We start from the raw sequence: 23,657 nt of genomic DNA on the forward strand, positions 1-23,657 counted from the left end.
GTAAATGTTCACAATGTCAACTTAGCGGAACAAATACACAATACCGGCGACCGCAAGAAATACAAAACCCGCTAGTAAGAACCACATGGATACTTTCTCCCTGGATGCGCGGTCGTCATGGGGTTCAGTAAAGAAGTAGTCTCTTTGTTGGTAATCCGTAGTAATAAACGCTCCGGATAGAAGCCCTGCAATCGCCAGGCAAGCCAATCCTGCATATAAAAACAGGTTCATCACGTGTTCCCCCCACCATGCCCTTTATTGTTAGAACGTTCGCTGAGAGGGATTGGTTATGCTTTTTACACAGGTAAGTGCATCGTCTGATTGGAAGGAACAGATTGACATGACACAATGCCACTCAACTTGGTTGGCGGCTGAACATAAAAAAAGAACAAAAGCCCCGTAACAGAATGTTGATATTACAGGGCTTTTGTTCGGGAGCCACCGAAGTGACTCCCTCATGGGAGAGGAGAAACCGGACGAAGAGCTTATGGGGAAACGTAAGTCTTCTCCGCGGTTGTCTACGACATTCATTGATGTCGATATTTCAAGGATGCCCGGCTGGTGCAGAAATATACCTTGCTCTGAAAAAAAGTTGGGAGCTGTTACGTTTCATTTTTCATATATGGGATGATTGTGTTACGATAATCACTGTCCATGGCGTTGTCTGGGCATCTAATTTATAGATAATGAAACGGGTGAATGAAGCAGTGAGAGTAGTATCCGGAAGTGCAAAAGGCCGGCCGCTCAAAAGCGTGCCGGGTACAAGCACCCGTCCGACGACGGATAAAGTGAAAGAATCCATATTCAGTATGATCGGCCCTTACTTTGAGGGAGGAATCGCGCTTGACCTGTTCGCAGGCACGGGAGGCCTTGGCATTGAGGCGTTAAGCCGGGGGATGGATCGTGCTGTTTTTGTTGATGTGGAACCGAAAAGCATTAGCACGATCAAGGATAATTTGAAAGCGGCCCGGCTTGAGGAAAGCGCAGAGGTATATCGCAACGATGCGGCACGGGCGCTTAAAGCGCTTGAAAAGCGAGGCTATGGCTTCGATCTGGTCTTCTTGGACCCGCCGTACAGGTTCAAGAACGGCGATGAACTGATGCTGGATATGGCCGAGCGAGGGCTGCTGCAGGATTCAGCCTTGGTGGTATTGGAATACGAATCAAGTTACAATTATGCTGAGGAAATTGGCGATTTTCATTGTATCCGAACCGCGAAATACGGCGAAACCGCTATATCGATATACCGTTATGACACAGCGCAAGATCAAGCGACGGAGCTTGATGAGGAGGAATTACACGATGACAAATGAGAATACCAGTACATACCGCGTTGCCGTATACCCGGGAAGTTTTGATCCGGTCACCATGGGACACATGGACATCATCACACGTGCTTCGAAGCAGTTTGATCTGCTGATCGTGGCCGTTCTCAATAATTTAAGCAAGAACCCGCTCTTCACGGTGGACGAGCGTAAGGACCTTCTGAGACAGGCGACCGCGCATCTGCCGAATGTGGAAATCGACAGCTTCCGCGACCTTTTGGCGAACTATATCCGTCAGAAGAACGCCCAGGTCATCGTACGCGGGATCCGGACCGTGACCGACTTTGAATATGAGCTTCAGCTGGCATCCACCAACCATAAGCTGAATCCGGATGCGGAGACCATCTTTATGATGACGCATCCGAAATATTCGTTCTTGAGTTCCAGTCTTGTGAAGGAAATCGCGCATTTTAACGGCGACACTACAGATTTGGTCAGCCCCGAGGTCGATGCGGCGTTGCGCCGCAAATTCAGCGGGGATCACGCCCGATAAAACGGGAGCACAGCCAGAAAGCCGCTATTAATAACAAGCAGATCATGCCTTGAACCTGCAGGAAAGAAGGCAGTCCGCTCCAAAAATTGAAGAATTGTTCCGTATCGGCATGATCGATCGGTTCCGTTCGGAATGCCGGCACGATGCCAGCGGAAAGGGTGCTGACCGGTTTCCATATGGCCAATGTAATGACAAAGGCGAGTATCGAATGCAGGAATCGCTTTGCCATAAAGTAACGCCAGGAGAGACCGGCTTCCCGCATCAGCGACAGGCTTTGCAGATGGGCGCTGATTCCGCTCCATGCCAGTGCGGCGGACAGGACTGCCAGCTGCAGAGCCCCTGCTTGAAACACCGAGGAGCTGATCGATTGGGCGGCCAGATGGGCTTCCAATATCCCTGGCACAAGATAGGATGGAAGCTGGGGCAGCAGCTGGCCGGTCAATACTCTAGTAAGAACGGCGAAGAACAAGATAAAGCCGCCCGTCATCATTAAGGTCTGCACCGAACGGGTAACGGATTCGCCAAGGAGTTTGCCGAAGCTTCGCCCATCCCGTCGATGGGCGTCCAGCGCGGCGGAGGCTGCCCGTCGAAGAATCGGACGCTTCGCCCATTCGTTCATCCGGTCATTATCGACGGGTGCGCCCTGCTTCCCGGCTTCTGCAGAGGGCGATTTGCTGAATAGACTGAATGTCCATGCGGCCAGCAGGCCGGATATCCAGTGGACGATCAGCAGCAGATAACCGGCTTCCGGTTTATGCAGCAGGCCGGTTCCGATGACAACGAGGATGGTCATCGGATTGCAAAAATGGGCCAAAGCGGCAAGCCTGCCGGCGTCAACGGCACGGAGCTCGCCTTGTTTGTGCATGCCGGCCGCGGCCTGAGCGCCTGCCGGGAACCCGGCTGTCATTCCTGTTATAAGAACCCAGCCGCCAGTACCGGGGAGTTTGAATATTTTTTTCATCATAGGGTCCAGCAGTACGCCAACCCCGTGGGCCCAGCCGTAAGCGATGAGTATTTCCACCAGCACGAGAAAAGGCAGCAAAGATGGAAATACGATATTCCACCACAGCTTGAGTGCTTGCAGGGTGGCTTGGAAGGCGGGTTCGGGCGCGCTGACGACGGCCAGTACAAGCAGGAACGCGGCGGCACCGAGAAGAATGGTGTTCCACAGTCCGTTGGATGACTTGACGGCGTTGTCTTTATTCATAAGGAATCTCCTTTCGGCGTAAACATGGCTAGTACAACTTTATGCAGAGGAGACAACCGTCAGACCAAACTTGGTGGAAGGCTGGATATATGAGGCGGAGGGAAGGAAAACCATGAAGAAGTCCGTAAAACCGAATGGCTTAAAAATTGCGCTGTATTTGTTGCTGGTCGGGGTCATGCTGTACGTTGTCGTTTATATGCCGACCCCTTATCTTGTATACCAGCCCGGGAGTGCCGAAGAGGTTCGTCCCATGATCAATGTCGAGAAGGGCGATCCGGCGGAAGAGGGTACGTTCATGATGACTACCGTGTCGGCAAGCTATGCCAATATGGCTTTGTTAATGCTGTCCGCGTTTAATCCTAATGCAGAGGTCGTGAAGAAGGCCGAAAAAATGGGCGATCAGAGCAAGGACGAATATGCGGCCACGCAAGTGTATTATATGAATTCTTCACAGTCTTCCGCGATGGAAGCCGCTTATCAGGAGGCCGGAATCGATTACAGCATCGAGCCCGCTTACGTCTTCGTGATGTCGATCTCCGAGAATTCGGCCAATGCCGAGCATTTTCGGCCTGGCGATAAATTGATCAAGATCGATGGTCAGCCTGCAGAGGATAATGAGAAGATCGCCAGCCTGTTAAGCGGGAAAAGCATCGGAGAAGAGGTTTCCGTGGAGCTTGAACGCAAGGGGAAAACCGTGAAGGAACAGGTGAAGCTTGTAAGTATAAAGGATGAGAAGACCGGCGCGGAGCGTCCGGGATTAGGCGTCATGATTGCCACGATGCAGAACGTGGAGCCGGCTGATCCCGATCACACCATTCACTTTGCGAATACCAACATCGGAGGACCGTCAGCCGGACTGATCTTCACCCTTGAGATTTATAATCAGCTTACCGAAGGGGATTTAAGCAAGGGTTACCGGGTAGCCGGAACGGGTACCATCGATAAATCAGGCGCCGTAGGCCCCATTGGCGGCGTGAAGCACAAGATCGTGGCTGCCGACCGGAAGGAAGCCGATATCTTTTTTGTGCCTCAAAAAAATTACGATGAGGCCAAAAAGCGCGCGGACCGGATCAAAACGGATATGAAGCTGATCCCGGTCGATGACCTGCAGGATGCCGTGGATTATTTGGAGGAGCTGCCGCCTAAGGGGTGAGCGGCGGCAGCAGGTAATCGCTGTAGTAGTTTCCGATTTGGGGCCTAGGTTGCCCGTTAGCATAGACGGCGGCTGCCGCCAGGTCACGCTCCAGCTGAGGATGCTCCAGCTTAGCCGGCTGATGAATGACGGGGAGTGAAGCGCTTCGCTTCATTCGTTTCAGCAGCGAACGCCCCGTCTCGCTGAAGCCGAGGACCCGGATATATCCCGGACCTTTGGCGAGCTCTTCACGATTCATCGATGCCTTGTCATGATTCAGCATGATGTGCATCAGCATGCGTTGAAGCTTGGTACGCGTATAGCGCTTGGTCTTCAAGGCTTCCAGAAGGGCGTCAACCGTCGGCTGTTCCAGCTGCGATAGCGAGCGCTGAACACGATGCTCCAAGCCCTCGGTTACTTCGAGGAAGCTTTCAAGCTGAGCGGGTGTATGCGTGAGCAGAGCTTGGAACAGCGGCTGGCGAAACTGCTCCCAATGGACCGGAGCTAGTCCGCTCTTGATTTCCCGTTCCATGATGTCGTACGTGAATTCCGGCATATAGGGTCTGGCCGCTTCCAAGCCTTGTGACAGAATAATGTTCCGGATGGCGGTTGCGCTGGCAATGGATGACGTTCCCGGCAGCGGATCGTGGTAATGTGCGCTTACTCTTGGAATGGTATAGGGCTTAATGCGGCTGCCGAGGCGCTGGAGTGCGATCAGATAGTGCAGCCCCAGGGAGTTGTTCGGCTGCGTGAGCAGCTCTTGCAGCTCTGTCGTTGCCGTTGCAGGACCGGATTCACCGAAAAGGACAGCGGCGGCAGCGCCGTAGGCAGATGGGAAGTTCATGCCTTCCCGGAGGCGCTTTTCGATTTCGGATCGAAGCTCGCCGGTTTCGTTTGCGAGCGAACGGGACAACGGCAGGATTTGCTCCAGCGTCCCGCTTTCGGATCCGAAGGAAAGGCAATCCACGACCCCCGTAGCTTCCAGAATGGCTACCGCACCGAACGCGAACCATTCCGCAGGCTGCACGGCATAGGTTACCGGCAGCTCGAGGCACAGGTCAACGCCCATGGCAAGGGCCATTTCCGCCCGAGCGCGCTTGCTAGCGATGGCAGGTTCGCCTCGCTGGAGAAACGGACCGCTCATCACCGCAACGACGGCATCTGCCCCCGATACTTCTTTGGAACTGCGATAATGCAGTACATGACCGTTATGTAAGGGATTATATTCAACGACTATGCCAACCGTTTTCATTCGTTTCAACTCCTTGATTAGAATATAACATAATTGCATGACGTTCCTGCAACCATAAGCGCCCCTCCCGGGAGTGTTATAATTCTGGTAGTATGAAGAGAAATATCGGGTAACAATATAGAGGTTGTTAGGGTTATCCTGTTGACAAAACTCTCTGGGAATCGGTATAATAATCTTTGTTTGTTTGGAGTGATGGATATGCTAATTCAATTTCGTAAATTGACAACCAGCGATCAACCGTTACAGTTCCATCAAACCGTGGATGTAAGCAATGCCATTAAGGACCGGAAGGATATTGTTGCGGTTAAGCCACTAGACGTGGATTTGAAAGCAACTCCGTCGGTTACCGGTTCGGTGGATGTTCGCGGACGATTAGAAGGCGAGCTGGAGATGAATTGCTCCCGCTGCCTGAAGCCGATCAGCGAGCACGTGCACATCCCTTTTCATGAAGTGTTCCAGCCGGTGGAAGATCCTGAATCTGTGGTTCAGGATGAGGATGACGATACTACATACGTGCAGGGTGAGAGTGTGGATCTCACTCCCTATGTAGAAGAAGCATTTCTGCTCCACCTGCCGCTAGCTCCGGTTTGCAAAGCCGACTGCAAGGGACTCTGCCCGAATTGCGGCAAGGACCTGAATGAAGGCGCCTGCGACTGCGATACGGAAGTGATCGATCCTAGGCTAGCCGGACTGAAGGACTTCTTTAAATGATGATGGATATGGCACCCGTGTTCAGCGGGTTGAATTGATAAGGAGGTGGGAACATGGCAGTACCTCAACGTAGAACGTCCAAAACACGTCGTGACAAGCGTCGTACTCATTTTAAGCTGGCTGTGCCAGGCATGGTGAAATGCGAGCAATGTGGTGAATTGAAGCTTGCTCATCGCGTATGTAAAGTGTGCGGAACGTATAAAGCAAGAGAGATCATCAAACAATAGTTTCTAAATAAGTAGTACTTCATCTTTGGTGAGGTGCTATTTTTTTTGTCTCAAGTCCCTCTTTCTTTTTAACGTGACATGATTTATACTTAACATTAGTACCAGGTTCTAATATTTGCGACTAATTTACATATAAGTATGTTTGAAGATTGGCGGCTACCATAGCGGCAGAAGGAGTTGTTTCGTCATCGATCGTTTATCCAAGAAAGACCGTCACCAGCGGCTGATTCAGCTGATCGACGAGAATCCCTTTGTTACGGACCGCGAGTTGACTCGCCAGCTTAAAGTAAGCATTCAAACGATACGCCTCGACCGTATGGAACTGGGCATCCCGGAGCTCCGTGAGCGAATGAAGCAGATGGCGGAGCATTCCTATGACCAGGTTCGTTCCTTGTCGCTTGAAGAGGTGATCGGGGATGTCGTTGACCTGCAGTTGGACAAGAGCGGAATATCGATATTTGAAATCCGTGAGGAACATGTTTTCAGCAAAACGCGGATTGCCCGCGGACATTATGTGTTCGCTCAGGCCAATTCGCTTGCCATTGCCGTGATCAATGAAGAAATCGCTTTGACGTCTTCAGCGGATATACGGTTTTTGAGACAGGTGCGCCTCGGCGAGAAATGCATTGCCAAAGCCTACGTCAGGTCCATTGCCGGCCAGAAGGGGAAGGCCAAGGTGGAAGTGTTTACTTATGTCGCTGATGAAATGGTGTTTCAGGGAAATTTCGTAATCTACCGATCTGCAGGAGAATGACATAAGTGAAGGGGGAAATTTGGCATGAGAATTGTGGTTGATGCGATGGGCGGGGACAATGCCCCCCAGAGCAACGTCGACGGCGCGCTGATTGCCGCACGGGAATGGAGCGACACCGAGATCATCCTCGTCGGGGATGAGGCCCGGATTGGAGCCCTTCTGAAGGACCAGCCGTCCAATCTGAAGGTGGTTCATGCGAGCGAAGTCATCGAAGCGGAGGATGAGCCCGTTAAGGCCGTGCGCCGGAAGAAGGATGCGTCGATGGTCGTGGCGGGACGGATGATTCGGGAAGGCGAAGCGGATGCCATGATCTCGGCGGGTAACACGGGAGCGCTCATGACGACCGGATTGCTCGTTGTGGGCAGGATGAAAGGGATTGAGCGCCCCGCGCTGGCCCCTATGATTCCGACGCTCGACGGCAAGGGGATGCTCGCCTTGGACCTCGGAGCGAATATGGACTCGAAGCCGGAGCATTTACAGCAGTATGCGCTGATGGGCAGCCTGTATCGCGAGAAAGTGCACGGTATCGCCAAACCTCGCGTCGGGCTGTTAAATGTCGGCACCGAGCCGGGCAAGGGCAATGAATTGACGAAGCACGCATACCCGTTGCTTGAGGAATTGCCTATTCATTTTGTTGGCAATGTGGAGTCGCGCGATGTCATGAACGGCGTTTGCGACGTGCTCGTCTGCGACGGGTTCTCGGGCAATATTCTGTTAAAATCGATTGAAGGAACAGCCGGTGCACTCTTTTCGCTGTTGAAGGAGCAGTTCGGCAAGTCCCTTAAGACCAAGATGGCGGCCGCGTTGATGATGCCGGAGCTTCGCAGCTTGAAATCGACGCTCGATTATAAGGAGCATGGCGGAGCGCCGCTGCTTGGTCTGGGCGGCCTGGTTGTCAAGAGCCACGGTTCGTCGGATGCGAACGCCATCAAGAATGGGGTTCGTCAAGCGCGTACGGCGCTGCAGAACCGGTTGGTAGAGAGTATTTCGAATGAAATCAGCGGGAAGTGAGTGAGGAAATGAACAATTTGCGTCCGGTCGGTATTATTGGCACAGGCAAATACGTGCCTGAAAAGATTTTATCCAATAGCGATTTAGAGAAAATGGTAGATACTAGTGACGAATGGATCGTCTCGATGACGGGGATCCGCGAACGGCATATTGCCGCGCCGAACGAAGCGACTTCGGATTTGGCTTATCACGCTGCTGTGAATGCGTTGAAATCCGCCGGCATGCAGGCTGAGGATCTGGAATTGATTATTGTGGCGACCATTACGCCGGATATGTTCTTTCCATCGACCGCTTGTTTGCTCCAGGATCGGCTTGGAGCCAAGAAAGCAGCGGCATTTGACCTGTCCGCGGCCTGCTCGGGATTTGTATACGGCCTGGCCACTGCCACCAACTTCGTGAAAACGGGCATGTACAACAACGCCCTGGTCATCGGGGTGGACTGCTTGTCCCGGATTACCGACTATACCGACCGCAACACCTGCGTCCTGTTCGGTGACGGCGCCGGAGCGGCGATCGTCGGCGAAGTGCCGGAAGGCCGCGGCTTCCAGGCGTTTGATCTGGGCGCGGAAGGCGCGGGCGGGGCCCATCTGTATATCGAGGCAGGCGGCTCGAGATTGCCGGCGTCCGCTGAAACGATTAACACCAACAAACACTACATTTACATGAACGGCCGCGAAGTGTTCAAGTTTGCGGTGCGGGTCATGGGCACTGCCACGGAAGCCGTCTTATCCAAAGCAGGCATCGACAAGAAAGATATTGATTTATTCGTTCCTCATCAAGCGAACATCCGGATTATCAAGTCGGCCATGGAGCGATTGGAGCTTCCGGAGGAGAAGGTCGTCATCAATGTTGACAAGTATGCCAACACCTCGGCCGCTTCCGTGCCGCTGGCGCTCGTGGAAGCCCAGGAGTCCGGCCGCCTGAAAGAAGGGGACAAGGTGTTGATGGTTGGTTTTGGCGGCGGATTGACATGGGGTTCCTCCGTACTCATCTGGTAAACCGAATGGATTTAACAGGACTAGTGAAAGAAGAGAAGGGAGCCAACGATTTTGGGTAAAACAGCATTTATATTTCCGGGTCAGGGCGCTCAGTCCGTCGGAATGGGAAAAGACGCCTATGATGCGGTTCCTTCCGCACGCGATTTATTTCTAACCGCGGATGCTCAGCTTGGATTTCCGCTCAGCTCCATTATTTTTAATGGCCCTGATGAAGATTTGAAGCAAACCGTCAACACGCAGCCGGCTCTGCTCGCAACCAGCATGGCTTATCTGGAAGCCGTTCGCGGCAAAGGAATCGTGCCGGATTACGTTGCTGGCCATTCCCTGGGCGAGTACAGTGCGCTTGTGTGCGCAGGCGTGCTCTCGTTCGAAGAAGCCGTGTCGATCGTTAGAGCACGCGGCGAATACATGGAAGCTGCCGTTCCCGGAGGACAAGGCGCCATGGCAGCAGTTCTCGGCGCAGACCGGGAGGCCCTGGCCGAGCTGTGCAAGGGCATATCGGCAGAGGGGCATGTCGTAGAGCTTGCGAACATGAACTGCCCGGGGCAAATCGTCATCTCCGGTTCGGCTCAAGGCGTTGCAGCTGCTGCAGAAAGAGTCAAGGAAGCCGGCGGCAAGCGGGCCATCCCGCTGGAAGTCAGCGGCCCCTTCCATTCTTCCTTAATGAAGGAGGCGGCTGAGCGTCTGGCCGGCAAACTGGAGCAGGCTTCATTCAACGCACCTTCCGTACCGGTGGTTGCCAACGTGACGGCGCGTCCGGTGGAAGATGCGGCTGCCATCCGCGGTTTGCTGGTGGAGCAGGTCTATTCCCCTGTGCTGTGGCATGACAGCGTGGAGTGGATGATCGCTCAAGGCGTGGACACCTTCGTTGAGATTGGTCCCGGCAGCGTTCTCAGCGGTTTGATCAAGAAAATTGATAAATCCGTCAAAGTCATGAATGTGAATAGTCTGGAGAGCGTCAATAATTTGGAGACGGTTGTTTAAACAGCTTTTGATGCCAACCGGATCACTCTGGAAAGGAGGAACAGGTATGAGTGAAGCTCTAAAAGGACAGACTGCGCTTGTTACGGGTGCTTCCCGAGGAATCGGCCGGAGCATTGCCCTCGCACTTGCCGATCTGGGCGCGAACGTTGCTGTCAATTATGCAGGAAGCGAAGCGGCCGCAACCGAGGTTGTGGAGGCGATTCGCGCAAAGGGCGTTTCGGCGATCGCGGTTAAATCCAACGTCGGACGGACCGAGGAAGCCGATGCGATGGTTAAGCAGGTGTTAGAGACTTTTGGTCGAATTGATATCTTGGTGAATAATGCGGGGATTACTAGAGATAATCTAATCATGCGCATGAAGGAAGAGGAGTTCGATCAGGTGATCGAAACGAATCTGAAAGGGGTATTCAATTGCCTCAAAGCGGTGACGCGTCCCATGATGAAGCAGCGCTATGGACGCATTATCAACATATCCTCCGTTGTCGGAGCGCTTGGCAATCCGGGACAGGCCAATTATGTCGCGGCCAAAGCCGGCGTCATCGGTCTGACCAAATCAGCCGCGAGGGAGCTGGCTTCCCGTGGCATTACGGTAAATGCGGTAGCGCCAGGATTTATCGATACCGACATGACCCGTGAACTTCCCGAGGACATGCGCGAAGGCCTGCTTGGCGGAATTCCGCTGGCCCGTCTTGGCCAGCCGGAAGAGATTGCCGGCGTGGTGACTTTTCTAGCATCTTCCAGCGCGTCTTATATGACTGGACAGGTGCTGCATGTGGACGGCGGCATGTACATGTAGAGCCGCTGCTGTTCCGGCGCTTGACGCGCCGGGCGCTAAATCGTTTTCAAATGCCTTCTATGGCAATTTGAAGTCATATCTCGTATAATGACCAAGAGGAGGTGAGCCGGATGTCCGATGTATTGGAACGCGTAAAACGCATCGTTATCGACCGCCTGGGTGTTGACGAAGCCGACGTAACATTAGAAGCATCTTTCAAAGACGACCTTGGAGCTGATTCTCTCGATGTAGTTGAATTGGTGATGGAGTTGGAAGATGAGTTTGATATGGAGATCTCTGATGAAGATGCGGAGAAAATTACGACCGTAGGTGAAGTTGTAAACTACATACAATCTCATACCTAAGTCATTACAGTTAAGTCCCGTTCTTTAGCAAGGCGGGACTTCTCCACATTCAATCAAAGCTTTAGTTCTAACAAGTGATAGATTATTACTGCCTTGGTTCATCTTGAGTCCTTGCGGTTTCATAGATGGACGGGCAGTCCACATAGAGGTGAGTCTGTTTGAAACAAAGAGTCGTTGTAACAGGAATGGGAGTCATGACCTCGCTTGGTCAAGATCTTGATACATTCTGGAACAGTTTGATGGAAGGCAAGTCCGGCGTATCCCGAATCGAAGCGTTTGACGTGAGTGATTACACCACGCAGATCGCTGCGTCCATGAAGGATTTCAACCCGGAGGATTACATGGACCGCAAGGAAGCCCGCAAGATGGACCGATTTGTGCAGCTAGCTGTGGCGGCTGGTTCGAAGGCGCTGGAGGACAGCGGTCTTGATATCGGCGTGAATGCCGATGCAGAGCGGGTCGGCGTTTCCATCGGATCGGGTATCGGCGGTTTGGGAACCTGGGAGGATCAGCATAACATCCTGCTGGAAAAAGGCCCGAAACGTGTAAGCCCCTTCTTTATTCCGATGATGATCGCCAACATGGCCTCAGGCCAAATGTCCATCAATCTGGGAGCCAAAGGGCCGAACACCACCCAAGTGACGGCTTGTGCTACCGGAACGCATTCGATCGGCGATTCCTATCGCCTGATTCAGCGCGGTGATGCCGACGTCATGATCTGCGGCGGGGCGGAGGCGACCATTCGTCCGACGGGGATGGCTGGTTTCTGCGCTATGCGCGCAATGTCGACCCGCAATGACGAGCCGGAGAAGGCCAGCCGGCCATTCGATACCGGCCGCGACGGTTTTGTCATGGGTGAAGGTGCCGGCGTGCTCGTCATCGAATCCCTTGAGCACGCGTTGAAACGCGGAGCCAAGATCTACGCCGAGGTGGTTGGTTACGGCCTTAGCGCCGATGCCCATCACATTACCGAGCCGGATCCGGACGGGGCAGCCCGCTGCATGAAGATGGCGATCCGCGACGCAGGCATTGCGCCGGAAGACGTGGATTACATTAATGCACACGGGACATCTACGCCGGTGGGTGACCGCTCGGAAACGAAGGCCGTCAAGATGGCTCTTGGCGACCATGCATACAAAGTGGCCGTGAGCTCGACCAAGTCGATGACAGGTCACTTGCTTGGGGCCGCCGGCGGTGTCGAGGCGGTTATCTGCGGATTGAGCTTGAAGAACCAGACCATTGCACCGACGATTAACCTGGAGGATCAGGATCCGGAGTGCGATCTGGATTACGTGCCGAATCACCCGCGTAAAGCCGATTTGGATGTCGTGATGTCCAATTCGTTCGGGTTTGGCGGGCATAATGCCACGATTATCCTGAAAAAATACGCCGAGTAAGGGGACAGTGTGTTGAGTGGAGATCTGAAGCAGTTACAGCATAAACTTCAAATCCAGTTTCGCAATGCAATGCTGCTGAAGCAGGCCTTTACCCACGCATCTTATGTAAACGAGCATCGCTTCAGTCAGAGCCAGGACAACGAGCGACTTGAATTTCTCGGAGACGCCGTTCTGGAACTGACGGTCAGCGAATTCTTGTACAACCTTTTTCCGGACCGTCCGGAAGGCGAATTAACCAAGCTGCGGGCCGCTATCGTATGCGAGCCCTCCCTGGTGCAATTTGCTGTAAGTCTGGACTTTGGACGATACGTTCTGCTAGGCAAAGGAGAGGAAATGACGGGCGGTCGAACCCGCCCGGCACTTCTTGCGGACGTATTCGAATCATTTGTGGGGGCGCTTTATCTGGATCAGGGATTGGAAGCGGTTCGCCGGTTTTTGAGCGACCACGTCTTCCCTACGGTGACCGTCAACGGTCGACCGCAGATGAGCGATTATAAGACCGAGCTTCAGGAACTGACCCAGCATCACGGCATGGGCGCACTGGAATATCGTATCGTAGAAGAGCGAGGACCGGCGCATGAGCGGGAGTTTGTCTCGGAGGTATACATGGGAAGCGAATGTCTTGGACGCGGAAGCGGCAGATCCAAGAAAGAAGCCGAGCAGCAGGCAGCGGCGGTAGCCTTAAAGCAGCTGAAACGTGCGGATGCCTAAAGCTTCGCTGATGTGATGACAAACAAAGAGCAAAGAGCAGTCAAGCGGATAACCGGACCCGGATAGGATGACTGTTTTTTGCTCTTTTCGTTGTCTGTCTTTTGTTAAAGGGGACAGCTGCTTATAACGTTGATGGGCCTCGTCCAAAGACGGCGGTGAAGCCGATTCTACTTGTGGTACAATAGCAGGAGAGGTGATAGTTCGAATATGTTTTTGAAACGGATCGAGTTAGCAGGATTTAAATCGTTTGCCGACAAGACGGAGATGGAGTTTGTCCGGGGAATCACGGCCGTTGTAGGTCCGAATGGCAGCGGCAAGAGCAATATTTCCGACGGGATCCGCTGGGTGCTTGGCGAGCAAAGCGCTAAATCCCTCCGCGGAGGCAAGATGGAGGACATTATCTTTGCCGGAAGCGATGCGCGTAAAGCGGTCAATTATGGGGAGGTTTCCCTTACGCTGGACAATGAGGACCATGTGCTGCCGCTGGATTTTAACGAGGTGACCGTAACCAGACGGGTGCACCGCAGCGGGGACAGCGAGTATTTCATTAACAGGCAGTCCTGCCGGTTGAAGGATATTACGGAGCTGTTCATGGACACCGGGATCGGCAAAGAAGCCTATTCCATCATTGGACAAGGCCGCATTGAGGAAATTCTGAGTACACGATCAGAAGATCGCCGGGGGATTTTTGAGGAAGCTTCCGGGATCGTTAAATATAAGTCTCGTAAAAAAGAGTCTGTGCGCAAGCTGGATGAAACGGAGCAAAATCTGCTTCGCATCCATGATTTGGTCACCGAGCTGGAGGATCAGATCGGACCGCTCAAAGAGCAGTCCGAGAAGGCGATTCGCTACAAGGAGCTCCGGGAGGAGCTGAAGCACAAGGAAATTTCGCTGTATGTGTATCAGATCGAACAGATACATACCTCATGGAGCGAGGCTAATGCCAAGCTTGAACAGCTGAAGGAAGAGCAGCTTGCCTTATCCACCGTAGTATCCGCGCATGATGCCAAGCTGGAGAGTGACCGATCGGCCCTTCGCCAGCTGGAGCAGGAAGTTGAGGATCTGCAAAGTCAGCTGCTTCAATTCAGTGAGCTGTTCGAGAAGAGCGAGGGTTATGGCGAGGTGCTCAAGGAACGCCGCCGCAACCTGGAACGTACGCGCGAGCAGCTGGAAGAAAGCTTGCACTCGGGCGATCATCGTCTGGAAGAGCGTGTAGGCGAGCTCGCGAGAATGAAGAGCAAGCTGCAGGATCTGCAGCAGGAGCTTACCCTGGTTCGGGATCAGCTGTCGGCAGAAGAAGCGAAGCTGGTTGGCGTAACCGGCGGTATCAGCCAGCAGCAGGAAGAGAGCTTGAAGGGGAATTTGCTGGAGCTTATGAACCAAATGGCGCAGGCGCGGAATGAAATCCGGTATGCGGACCAGCAGCAGGAAGCGCTCGACCGGCGGATGAACCGGGCGCAGGAGGAATCCGGCAAATGGGAAGCCTTGAAAGAAGATCTGCTTCGTCGCAAAGATAGCATCGATCGAAGCATTGAACGTTTCGGCAAAGAAATTGCGGACCTTCGCAGCGGTTACATCAGCGAAAGCGAGCGGTATCAGTCCCTGCAGAAACTGCAGGAGGAGACGCAGGGAGCCCTTCGGAAATGGGAGCAGAAGCGGGAAGCGCAAATATCCCGTCGCGATACCATGAAAGAGCTTCAGGACGATTTTGACGGATTTATGCTGGGCGTTAAGGAAGTGCTGAAGGCTTCGCGCAAATCCGTGCTCCATGGCGTCCATGGTGCGGTGGCCGAGCTTATTCGCGTGCCGGAAAAGCTAGAGCTTGCGATGGAGACCGCCCTTGGCGCGTCGGTTCAGCATATCGTCATGGAGAACGAATCCGTATCGAGGCAGGCGATTTCCTTCCTGAAACAGCGCCAGTTAGGCCGTGCGACATTTCTGCCTTTGGACGTTATTCGTCCAAGGAACGTATCGGCATCCGACCGGCACTTGGCGGAAGGGGAGGCCGGGTTCGTAGGGTTTGGCTCCGAGCTGGTGAAGTATGATTCCAGATACAGCAACATCGTCGGCAGTCTGCTTGGCAATGTCGTTATCGCCGAGACCCTGGAGCAAGCGAATAAAATCGCGGCGCGATTCTCCTATCGATTCCGCGTTGTCACCCTAGAGGGGGACGTCGTCAATGCAGGCGGCTCCATGACAGGCGGCAGTCAGCATAAAAAGACAAGCAGCCTGCTGGGACGCAAACGGCAGCTGGAACAGCTCGATCAGGAAATTTCGGAAACCGAGAAGCAGCTGGAGAAGCTCCAGCAGGGCATAGAAGGCGTTCGGAATCAAATGGTTGAATCTCAAGATAAGCTGGACGAGCTTCGCAAAGCTGGAGACGACAAACGGATCGAGGAACAGCAGGCTGCGGGCGACCGCAAGCAGCTTGAGCATGAGCTGCGGCACGTCCTCGAGCAAGCCGAGCTGGCAGGCGAAGAGAAGAGCAGTCAAGAGAAGGAAGCCAAGGAAATTCAGCAAAGCCGTGAACGCGCGCAGAAGCTGCTGTCTGAGCTGGAGGAAGAAGAGAAGTCCACCCATCTGGCCATCCAAGCGGCAGAGTTTGCCCGAAAAGCAAATGAATCGGCCAAGGAAGAGCTTCAGAGCCAGCTGACAACCCTCAAGGTTCGCGAAGGAAAGCTGGATCAGGAAACCTTCTCGCTTGAGGAGCAGCTGAAACGCCTGCAATCGGATGTTGACAACCATGAGAAGGAACAGAAGCAGAACCGCACGATGCTGGCCTCCGTTCAAGCGGACCTAAGTCAGAACGAAAGCGAGAGCGTCAAGCAGATCGAGGATCTGAACCAGTACAAGCTGAAGAAGGAAGAAGCCACGCAGCAGCTCGAATTCAAACGGGCGGCACGCAGCGCGCTAAGCCGGAAGCTGGAGCTGGAAGAGAGCGAAACCAAGGAACAGCGCACCCAGCTGCGGTCCGTGGATGATCAGCTGCGCCAGACCGAGATTGGGGTAAACCGGCTCGATGTCGAGCTTGAAAATATATTGAAGAAGTTAAGCGAGGACTATGAGCTGAGCTACGAGCTTGCCAAGCAGCGGTATCCGATTCCGGAAGACATCACGGCCGCTCAGAACGAAGTTCGTGATTTGAAACGGTCCATCACTTCCCTGGGGGACGTCAATCTCGGGGCCATTGAAGAATACCAGCGCGTCAATGAGAGATACCTCTTCCTGAGCGAGCAGAAGGCGGACCTGGTAGAAGCGAAAACGACGCTCTACCAAGTCATTAAGGAAATGGACGATGAAATGTCCAAGCGCTTCAAGCAGACCTTCGATGCCATCCGGCGCGAGTTCGGCACGGTGTTTACGAAGCTGTTCGGAGGAGGACGAGCCGACCTGATCCTGATCGATCCGGAACGATTGCTTGAGACGGGGATCGATATCGTCGCCCAGCCTCCAGGCAAGAAGCTGCAGAATCTGCAGCTGCTCTCCGGCGGAGAACGTGCATTAACGGCTATGGCGCTGCTGTTTGCCATTTTGCAGGTGAAGCCGGTTCCGTTCTGCGTGCTTGATGAAGTCGAAGCGGCGCTAGATGAAGCGAACGTGGTACGATTTGCCCAGTATCTGCGCGAATTCTCTGAACAAACGCAGTTTATTGTGGTCACCCACCGCAAAGGAACGATGGAAGAGGCGGACGTGCTGTACGGCGTCACGATGGAGGAAGGCGGCGTGTCGAAGCTGGTATCCGTCAAGCTTGAGAATGAGGAAGCGGAGATTGCCTAATTTAACATAACGACATGGAGGGTACGTATGAGCTTTTTTAAGAGGTTAAAAGAGAGCATTTCCAGCAAAACGGAAAACGTAACAAAACAGTTCCGCGACGGATTGGAGAAAACCCGGAAGGGGTTTATCGAGAAAGTATCGGACCTGGTGATTCGCCGGAAAAAGATCGATGAGGAGTTCTACGAGGAATTGGAAGAGATTCTGATTGGCGCTGACGTCGGCGTCAATACGGTGATGGATCTGATGGACGATCTTCGTGCCGAGGTGAAAAAACGGCGGATCGAGGACGCTGCCGATTTGCAGCCGGTATTGTCCGAGAAGCTGATGGGACTTCTCCGTGATGACAGCAGCAACGAGCTGCGGGAGAATCCGGACGGGATTACGGTCATCTTGTTCGTGGGCGTTAACGGAGTCGGCAAAACAACAACGATTGGCAAGCTGGCGCATCGTTACAAGCAGGAGGGCAAGAAGGTTTTGCTCGCAGCGGGAGACACCTTCCGGGCCGGTGCGATCGAGCAGCTGGAGGTATGGGGAGAGCGGGTTGGCGTAGAAGTCATTAAACAGCAGCCCGGCTCAGACCCGGCAGCCGTCATGTTTGATGCGGTTCAAGCCGCCAAGCAGCGGCAGGCGGATGTCCTGCTCTGCGATACGGCGGGACGCCTTCAGAACAAAACGAATCTGATGGAAGAGCTGAACAAAATCTTCCGCGTCATTCAACGCGAAATTCCAAGTGCCCCGCACGAGGTGCTGATGGTCCTTGACGCGACGACGGGACAGAATGCGCTTAGCCAGGCGAAGCTGTTCGGCGAGAAGAGCGGCGTGACCGGCCTCGTGTTAACCAAGCTCGATGGTACGGCTAAGGGCGGAATCGTCATCGCGATCCGTCAAGAGCTGAATTTGCCGGTGAAGCTGGTGGGCTTGGGAGAGAAGATGGGTGATCTCCAAACCTTCGATTCGGAGCAGTTTGTGCATGCTCTCTTTGCGGGTTTGATTAAAGAAGAAGAGAATGCTGTAGAACAACAAGACTAGACCCTTGTCTAGCGAAAACGAGCAGGTATACAAAAAGGACCGAAAGATATACTTTCGGTCCTTTTTCATGTTCTGTTAGGTCCAAGAGCCATGCATACATATTCTTATGAAGAGACGATTCGAACGAATTCAATCGAGCGAAGCGGGATGATGGCGGTATCGGTTGGCGGGCCATAGATGATCGGCGGTACTTTTAAGGTGATGGTTCCCTCGCCCACTTTGTTCAGCGTGCCGATGATGACATCTCCCGACACGGTTACTTCGGTTTCCGAGCCGATAAATCCTTGAAGCCAATCCACGTAGCGCATATCGGTTAACCTCCTTGCCGTAAATGAAAGTTTGGAGTTGATCTTCAGCATCCCTAAGCGGGATTACTGAACGGAAGTAATATTGGCGAATGGAATCAGCACAAGGTCACCGGATGCTTCACGAAGCTGAACGCCGTCTTCGGCGGTGGCCAAAACGATCCCCTCCAAGGTGACAAACGTTGTGCTTACTCTAACCTGTTGACCGGTGCGGACTTCGAAATACTGAGTCAGTTCCGGATTAATGGTTAGCCCCGTGAGCACCTGGCTCTCCAGCGATTCCACCCTAACGGTTAATTGTCTGGTTTCCTGGCTTAGAAGCTCGACCTGCCGCGTTAGTTTTTTTACTCGTCCGGCAAGCTTTCTGCAGAACAGGAAGCAACACATACTCATTCTCCTTTCTGTATTACCAACGGTTGTGCTCTTCGATGTGATTCTTTAAATCGAGGAGCGAGGCTGTGCTTTTTTTCTCGGCTGCCCGGATCAGCGGCATCATCTGCTGCACGTGACCAGGGCCGTATTTAAGGAAGCTCTCGGTTCTATCCACCAGCGCATCAAGCGGCTGACGGTAATCCGTAAAGTATTGGCCGAGATGAAAAGAGCTCAGCAGGCTGTGCACTTTGCCCATGGTGCTGAGCGCCAGTACGGGCTTGCCTCCGCGTAAAGCGGCCAGCGAAGGATGAAGCTTGAACGAGATCAGATAGTCCACGGATTGTATGAAACTGTAGGTGAGCTCAATATCCATGAGAAACGGCAGCGTTTCAATGGAAGCGCCAGGCGTTAGCTCCCTTACCTTCTGCTGTAACTGCAGGCATGTGTTGTAATCGGAATACGCGTTCCCCGGATGATGAATGACCGGAATAAGGACGGCATGATAGCCTGCTGCGACAAGATGACCCAGCAATTTGGTCATATTATCCATCGGGAACGATTCATAGGAAAACACAACAACGCCAATCGTTGGACGCTTCGAGAATCGTTTTACCGGGATGTCGGGCTGACGGTAGCCGAATACCATATCTGGGGCCGTTTCGACGTTTCGGTGAAAGCCAGCCCGCTTGGCGATGGCCGACGATCGTTCATCCCGGAACACCGCGCGTTTTGCCTGGGAGATCATCTCCCGGTAGGCGGATACCTGCTCTTTAGGCCAGGTGTGTTCCGGGTAGGCATCGACGATGCCGACGCCGTAAACCCAGGTAGGCTGTCCTTTGAGCTGCGGAGGGAAGTAATACGAATTGAACGAGTAAGGTGTAATCAAATCGCCACCGCCGATGATAAAGGCATCCGTCTGACGGGGATCCAGTCGGGAATTCCAAGGATAGACGTGGTGTTCGTGGAATACTTGTCGAAGGGTGTGAAGAAACAAATCATCGCCGAAGTTTCCCATTCCATAGTAGCCGGAAGCGGCAATATGCATGACGTATCACCTCCTTTTCAATCGCTAACCCTGCATGGTTTGCTGATACCAGGCTTCGTAGAGGCTGCGGCTTCGTTGGCTGGTGCTGCCGCCATAAACGACGCGATGATACAACAGCGCATCCACACAGATCGGCGAACTTTGTTTAAGAACGCGTGCGGTCACATCGATATCTTCGAAGATGCGTCCGAAACGATCCTCGCGATTCCACCAGCCGTCAACGGCGACCAGGGAAGATTTGCGGTACATTCGGGGAACGAGCGGGTGGTCGTGTTCATGCGATCGATTGAAGGACGGAGAGTATATCGAATATAGCTTGCCGGAGTCAACATTCCTTCTCCATAACGGACCGAGCTGCCGGGTTCGTTCCCAGCATCCGTATCTGCCCGTGGCGATCAGCCCGTCCGGATTTTTGTCAAGCGCCTTGGATAGGAGAGCAACCGTTTCGGGTGCCAGCCAATCATCCCCATCCAATTCCAGAATATATTGACCTTTTGCTTCCGTAAGCAGGCGATTCATCATGATCGCCTTTCCTCGGTTACGCGATTGTGTTATCACCCTTATTCGACCGTCATGAAAAGCGCAGGCTTCCTTCAGACTTTCGTCCTCCGAGCCGTCATCGCCGATTAAGAGCTCCCAGTTTTCGTTCGTTTGCGCCAATACGGAACGAATGCTCCAGCCTAAAGTGTCCTTCATGTTATAAATGCTCATGAGAATGGAGACTTCTGGCTGCTGAGGCGGTTTGGAAGATAAAGCCCCTTCGGGGCCAGCGGCGCTATCTTGCCTCCGTGTTGCAGACAGTACGGGGAGAATATACTCCAGTTCCTTCTGATACGGTGGGTAATGCGCAGCTTTCAGATGTAACGTTAGGCTGGAATCGACTGGCAGGAGATCATAAGGCAGAAATCTGGCAGCGGGAAGCTTGTCATTCCAGCGGGCGAGGGCAGCAAGCAGCCAGGCTCTTCTCCAATAGATCGGGGCACCGCTCCTACATATACAGACGACATGGTCCGGTATATGAAGCGGCATTGGGACCAGAGCCGACGATCCTCGATGGGTAAACGACAAGCTGCAGCTCCATAAAATCCACTCGCGGTCTGTCCCTGATACTTCCTGAATGACCCGCTCACGATAAGATGCGGCATCGGTGGACCTATAGCCGAACGGCTGCGTACGGATCGTGGCGTAAGGGATCACTGGGCATTCATGCTTTTGTCCATGATGGCTTGCCGGATGACTTGATCGGCTTTCAATCCGCGTTCAACCCAGCGGTTCTCTCTGGCGTAGGCTATGCGGGCGAGCTTGTGCTCTGCTGAATCGGGGAGATCCAGCATGGCTTCCAGCTTGCCCAAGAAATCATCATGGGTCGTCGCTGTGGTGACGTGCGGCTCCATGGCAATGCATTCCGGCAGCGCCGTCGACAGCACCCGGACGCCGGAAGCCATATACTCGTATGCTTTGACCGGATTGGTAGCGAGCGTAATCGGATGGTATTGGAAGGGAATCAACGCAACGTCGATATGAGTAAGGTAACGCTTCAGCTCCTGGTGCGGCTTTTCCCCGAGAATATGCACGTTCGGTAGCTTCGAATAATCGCCGGAGCTGCCGTAAGGAGCACCAATGGAAACGAATTGGACGTTCGGAAACCGAAGGGCGGCCTTAGCGAACAGCTCATGATCCACCCAATATGCCCAGGCTCCGATATAAGCAACAACAGGACCCGGAGGGAGATCGGCGGGTCTTTCGCTGAATGGAATATGAAAAAATGAAGAGTCAGCTCCATTCGGGATCAGGGTGAGCGGTTTATCCGGATAAGCCAAGGACAACCGGGTGTGGATCACCTCTGCGGTACACACGACATGGTCCGCCTCATCAATCATTTTCGGTTCATATTTAGCCCAATGCGGAAATTCGTCACAGCAGTCGTAGATCGTAATATCGGGCTTGAAAAGCGTGGAAATGCGCGTCCGGAGCTTAGACCAGGTGGTCCAGACGACAATGGGATGTTCTTTGCGGAGGGCAGGCAGCTTTTTGTGCAGAAACGTTTTGGTATCGGTGAACAGATACACATTCGGTTCAATTTCTTTGAACTCCTTATCGAGCGGGGCCAGGTTTTCGAAGAAAACCTGATGACCAAGCGAGCCCAATTGCGCCATAAGTTGCTGCGGTCTCTGTTTCATGTACGACCAGTTCATCGTTCTCGGATAAATGATGACAGCCAAGAGGTTTCCTCCTTTCTTTGTACTCCGGATAATATATGCAATGCTAGCTTCATAGAATTGGACGAATGCGCCGAATCGCTGAAAAATGGTTGATTTCTACAGGCTTTCCCCTGGCCGGAACGAATCTATTAAATTCTATATATTGCCTTCAATATGACGTTTCGGTCCTGTCTTTTCATATAAAACGAGGGAGAGTGAAGGTTCGCGAATTCCAAGAAGGTACTTGTTGCGTTCGGAGCTCGTTCCTACCGCAAAGAAGCTGATATGGGCGTCCGCTGGATTTTGCATGCAGGCAGAGCTTATAATGAAGTATAAGTTGGGTTCAAAAAGTCGCTTCATGTGCTGCTGCGTGATCAAAAGATGACTTTTTGAACAACCTCTATAAGATTTCAGAGCGAAAGGATACCTGTTATGGCCAATACTTACACTTATCCGCGCAGAGAAGAGATAGCGAACGCAATAACGCATGGCATAGGAGCCGCGCTAAGCGTTGCCGCGCTGGTGCTCCTGATCGTTTTTTCAAGCTTAAAGGGCACAGCCTGGCATGTTGTGAGCTTTACGATCTACGGATCCACGATGCTTCTGCTGTACTTGAGCTCAACGCTCGTTCACGGCTTGAGGGACGGGAAAGCCAAGGATTTCTTTGAGTTTATGGACCACTCTTCCATTTATTTGTTTATCGCGGGGACCTATACGCCATTCCTGTTGGTCGCCATCCGGGGGCCGCTGGGCTGGAGTCTCTTCGGAATCGTATGGGGCATTGCGCTGTTCGGCGTCGTATTTAAAGCGTTTTTTGTCAAAAAGTTTCTGTTCCTCTCCACGATTTTCTACATTGCGATGGGCTGGCTGATCGTCATTGCCTGGAACCCGTTAACGGCGGTAGTCGCGCCTCAAGGCATGAATTTGCTAGTTCTTGGCGGCGTGCTGTACACGCTGGGTACCATTTTCTATGTATGGAGAGGCTTCCCGTACCATCATGCCATCTGGCATTTGTTTGTGCTGGCGGGCTCGATTCTCCACTTTTTTGCGATACTGATATACCTTCTGCCTATCGGTTGAACCGCTGGGAAGACGGCTTTCTGCGCATGATAAAGGATGACAAGGGAAATGGCTTGACATCCTTCTTCGTTTTTTGTATGATAAGGTTCGTTAAGCGAACTGTAAAGTGTTTTTCCTTGACGAGGGGGGTGCCCTTAAATGAGTCAGGAGAATCGGCTCGAGAAGACGAACCGGATCAATTTGCTGTTCGATTTCTATGAGCAGCTGCTGACAGAGAAACAGCAGACCTTTTTGAAATATTATTTCCATGACGATTTTTCCCTGGGTGAAATCGCCGGCGAATTTGAGATTAGTCGTCAGGCCGTCTATGAGCATATTAAGCGCGCAGAGCAGGTGCTCGAGTCTTATGAAGAGAAGCTGGGACTCCTGAGCAAGCATGAGGCGCGTGTCCGAGAGCTGGATAAGTTCCGGGAAATGGTGGAGACTAGCGACCTGGACGAACAAGATAAGCATGTAATGACCGATATGGTCGAACGATTAAAAGTATGGGATTAAGTATGAACGGA

25 protein-coding genes are annotated in these 23,657 nt (G+C 53.0%); 17 read left to right on the forward strand and 8 right to left on the reverse strand.

Going from position 1 to position 23,657, the window contains the following annotated elements:
* Positions 1-21: 21 nt before the first annotated feature.
* On the reverse strand, positions 22-231 hold the full coding sequence (locus JNUCC32_RS04635) for a DUF5316 family protein (protein WP_192571249.1): 210 nt from the start codon (positions 229-231) through the stop codon (positions 22-24).
* A gap of 476 nt (positions 232-707) precedes the next feature.
* On the opposite strand from JNUCC32_RS04635, the gene rsmD reads away from it, so the two are divergent.
* Together rsmD and coaD are read left to right on the forward strand one after the other, a co-directional pair.
* Positions 708-1,313 carry a 16S rRNA (guanine(966)-N(2))-methyltransferase RsmD gene (rsmD, locus tag JNUCC32_RS04640; protein WP_192571250.1) on the forward strand — a complete coding sequence of 202 codons (606 nt, stop codon included), beginning with the start codon at positions 708-710 and terminating at the stop codon, positions 1,311-1,313.
* Positions 1,303-1,818 (forward strand): pantetheine-phosphate adenylyltransferase, encoded by a 516-nt coding sequence (gene coaD / locus JNUCC32_RS04645; protein WP_009595333.1) that lies wholly within the window; start codon positions 1,303-1,305, stop codon positions 1,816-1,818. Before rsmD ends, coaD begins: the two co-directional genes overlap by 11 nt.
* On the opposite strand, the gene JNUCC32_RS04650 is transcribed toward coaD, so the two are convergent.
* Positions 1,796-3,025 (reverse strand): nucleoside recognition domain-containing protein, encoded by a 1,230-nt coding sequence (locus tag JNUCC32_RS04650; protein ID WP_192571251.1) that lies wholly within the window; start codon positions 3,023-3,025, stop codon positions 1,796-1,798. The two genes, coaD and JNUCC32_RS04650, sit on opposite strands and share 23 nt — an antisense overlap.
* Before the next feature lie 112 nt (positions 3,026-3,137).
* Between JNUCC32_RS04650 and JNUCC32_RS04655 the strand changes: the two genes are divergently transcribed.
* A complete protein-coding gene (locus tag JNUCC32_RS04655; RefSeq protein ID WP_036673913.1) occupies positions 3,138-4,178 on the forward strand; it encodes a SepM family pheromone-processing serine protease in 1,041 nt (346 codons plus the stop codon).
* On the opposite strand, the gene JNUCC32_RS04660 is transcribed toward JNUCC32_RS04655, so the two are convergent.
* A complete protein-coding gene (locus JNUCC32_RS04660; RefSeq protein ID WP_192571252.1) occupies positions 4,168-5,409 on the reverse strand; it encodes a nucleotidyltransferase in 1,242 nt (413 codons plus the stop codon). The two genes, JNUCC32_RS04655 and JNUCC32_RS04660, sit on opposite strands and share 11 nt — an antisense overlap.
* 198 nt (positions 5,410-5,607) lie before the next feature.
* Between JNUCC32_RS04660 and JNUCC32_RS04665 the strand changes: the two genes are divergently transcribed.
* The 12 genes from JNUCC32_RS04665 to ftsY all read left to right on the forward strand — a co-directional run bounded on the left by JNUCC32_RS04665 (position 5,608) and on the right by ftsY (position 18,148).
* Positions 5,608-6,120, forward strand: coding sequence for a YceD family protein (locus JNUCC32_RS04665; RefSeq protein WP_096776724.1), 513 nt, complete (start codon positions 5,608-5,610; stop codon positions 6,118-6,120).
* Positions 6,121-6,173: 53 nt separating this feature from the next.
* The gene (gene rpmF / locus JNUCC32_RS04670; protein WP_006211382.1) at positions 6,174-6,347 is read left to right on the forward strand and encodes a 50S ribosomal protein L32; all 174 of its coding nucleotides are present in this window, start codon (positions 6,174-6,176) and stop codon (positions 6,345-6,347) included.
* A 142-nt stretch (positions 6,348-6,489) separates the two neighbouring features.
* On the forward strand, positions 6,490-7,101 hold the full coding sequence (fapR, locus tag JNUCC32_RS04675) for a transcription factor FapR (protein ID WP_015736373.1): 612 nt from the start codon (positions 6,490-6,492) through the stop codon (positions 7,099-7,101).
* A 24-nt stretch (positions 7,102-7,125) separates the two neighbouring features.
* Complete coding sequence (plsX, locus tag JNUCC32_RS04680) at positions 7,126-8,112, forward strand: phosphate acyltransferase PlsX (RefSeq protein WP_192571253.1); 987 nt, start codon at positions 7,126-7,128, stop codon at positions 8,110-8,112.
* Positions 8,113-8,120: 8 nt separating this feature from the next.
* Entirely contained in the window at positions 8,121-9,110 is a 990-nt protein-coding gene (locus JNUCC32_RS04685; protein WP_009594985.1) for a beta-ketoacyl-ACP synthase III, read from the forward strand.
* A 51-nt stretch (positions 9,111-9,161) separates the two neighbouring features.
* A complete protein-coding gene (gene fabD, locus JNUCC32_RS04690) occupies positions 9,162-10,094 on the forward strand; it encodes an ACP S-malonyltransferase (protein WP_192571254.1) in 933 nt (310 codons plus the stop codon).
* 46 nt (positions 10,095-10,140) lie between these two features.
* Entirely contained in the window at positions 10,141-10,890 is a 750-nt protein-coding gene (gene fabG, locus JNUCC32_RS04695) for a 3-oxoacyl-[acyl-carrier-protein] reductase (RefSeq protein ID WP_009594984.1), read from the forward strand.
* Between the two features lie 110 nt (positions 10,891-11,000).
* The gene (gene acpP / locus JNUCC32_RS04700; protein ID WP_006211375.1) at positions 11,001-11,234 is read left to right on the forward strand and encodes an acyl carrier protein; all 234 of its coding nucleotides are present in this window, start codon (positions 11,001-11,003) and stop codon (positions 11,232-11,234) included.
* Positions 11,235-11,392: 158 nt separating this feature from the next.
* Positions 11,393-12,631 (forward strand): beta-ketoacyl-ACP synthase II, encoded by a 1,239-nt coding sequence (fabF, locus tag JNUCC32_RS04705; RefSeq protein WP_015736369.1) that lies wholly within the window; start codon positions 11,393-11,395, stop codon positions 12,629-12,631.
* Positions 12,632-12,643: 12 nt separating this feature from the next.
* Positions 12,644-13,342, forward strand: coding sequence for a ribonuclease III (gene rnc, locus JNUCC32_RS04710; RefSeq protein ID WP_036663972.1), 699 nt, complete (start codon positions 12,644-12,646; stop codon positions 13,340-13,342).
* Between the two features lie 207 nt (positions 13,343-13,549).
* Positions 13,550-17,119 carry a chromosome segregation protein SMC gene (gene smc / locus JNUCC32_RS04715; protein ID WP_096776722.1) on the forward strand — a complete coding sequence of 1,190 codons (3,570 nt, stop codon included), beginning with the start codon at positions 13,550-13,552 and terminating at the stop codon, positions 17,117-17,119.
* A 27-nt stretch (positions 17,120-17,146) separates the two neighbouring features.
* Positions 17,147-18,148: a signal recognition particle-docking protein FtsY gene (gene ftsY, locus JNUCC32_RS04720; RefSeq protein WP_015736367.1), complete on the forward strand. Its 1,002-nt coding sequence runs from the start codon at positions 17,147-17,149 to the stop codon at positions 18,146-18,148.
* 104 nt (positions 18,149-18,252) lie between these two features.
* On the opposite strand, the gene JNUCC32_RS04725 is transcribed toward ftsY, so the two are convergent.
* The 5 genes from JNUCC32_RS04725 to JNUCC32_RS04745 form a co-directional block, all read right to left on the reverse strand.
* On the reverse strand, positions 18,253-18,456 hold the full coding sequence (locus JNUCC32_RS04725; RefSeq protein ID WP_015736366.1) for a hypothetical protein: 204 nt from the start codon (positions 18,454-18,456) through the stop codon (positions 18,253-18,255).
* A gap of 63 nt (positions 18,457-18,519) precedes the next feature.
* Positions 18,520-18,846 carry a hypothetical protein gene (locus JNUCC32_RS04730; protein ID WP_228468880.1) on the reverse strand — a complete coding sequence of 109 codons (327 nt, stop codon included), beginning with the start codon at positions 18,844-18,846 and terminating at the stop codon, positions 18,520-18,522.
* Positions 18,847-18,859: 13 nt separating this feature from the next.
* On the reverse strand, positions 18,860-19,870 hold the full coding sequence (locus tag JNUCC32_RS04735) for a polysaccharide pyruvyl transferase family protein (RefSeq protein ID WP_192571255.1): 1,011 nt from the start codon (positions 19,868-19,870) through the stop codon (positions 18,860-18,862).
* Positions 19,871-19,894: 24 nt separating this feature from the next.
* Complete coding sequence (locus JNUCC32_RS04740) at positions 19,895-21,067, reverse strand: glycosyltransferase family 2 protein (protein WP_192571256.1); 1,173 nt, start codon at positions 21,065-21,067, stop codon at positions 19,895-19,897.
* The gene (locus JNUCC32_RS04745; protein WP_096776718.1) at positions 21,064-22,092 is read right to left on the reverse strand and encodes a glycosyltransferase; all 1,029 of its coding nucleotides are present in this window, start codon (positions 22,090-22,092) and stop codon (positions 21,064-21,066) included. The genes JNUCC32_RS04740 and JNUCC32_RS04745 overlap by 4 nt, the downstream gene beginning before the upstream one ends.
* A 411-nt stretch (positions 22,093-22,503) precedes the next feature.
* On the opposite strand from JNUCC32_RS04745, the gene trhA reads away from it, so the two are divergent.
* A complete protein-coding gene (trhA, locus tag JNUCC32_RS04750; RefSeq protein ID WP_015736361.1) occupies positions 22,504-23,151 on the forward strand; it encodes a PAQR family membrane homeostasis protein TrhA in 648 nt (215 codons plus the stop codon).
* 138 nt (positions 23,152-23,289) lie between these two features.
* On the forward strand, positions 23,290-23,646 hold the full coding sequence (locus JNUCC32_RS04755) for a putative DNA-binding protein (protein WP_096776717.1): 357 nt from the start codon (positions 23,290-23,292) through the stop codon (positions 23,644-23,646).
* The last annotated feature ends 11 nt before the right edge of the window (positions 23,647-23,657 follow it).

The organism is Paenibacillus sp. JNUCC32 (assembly GCF_014863545.1).
In the GTDB taxonomy this organism is placed as follows: domain Bacteria; phylum Bacillota; class Bacilli; order Paenibacillales; family Paenibacillaceae; genus Paenibacillus_AQ; species Paenibacillus_AQ lautus_A.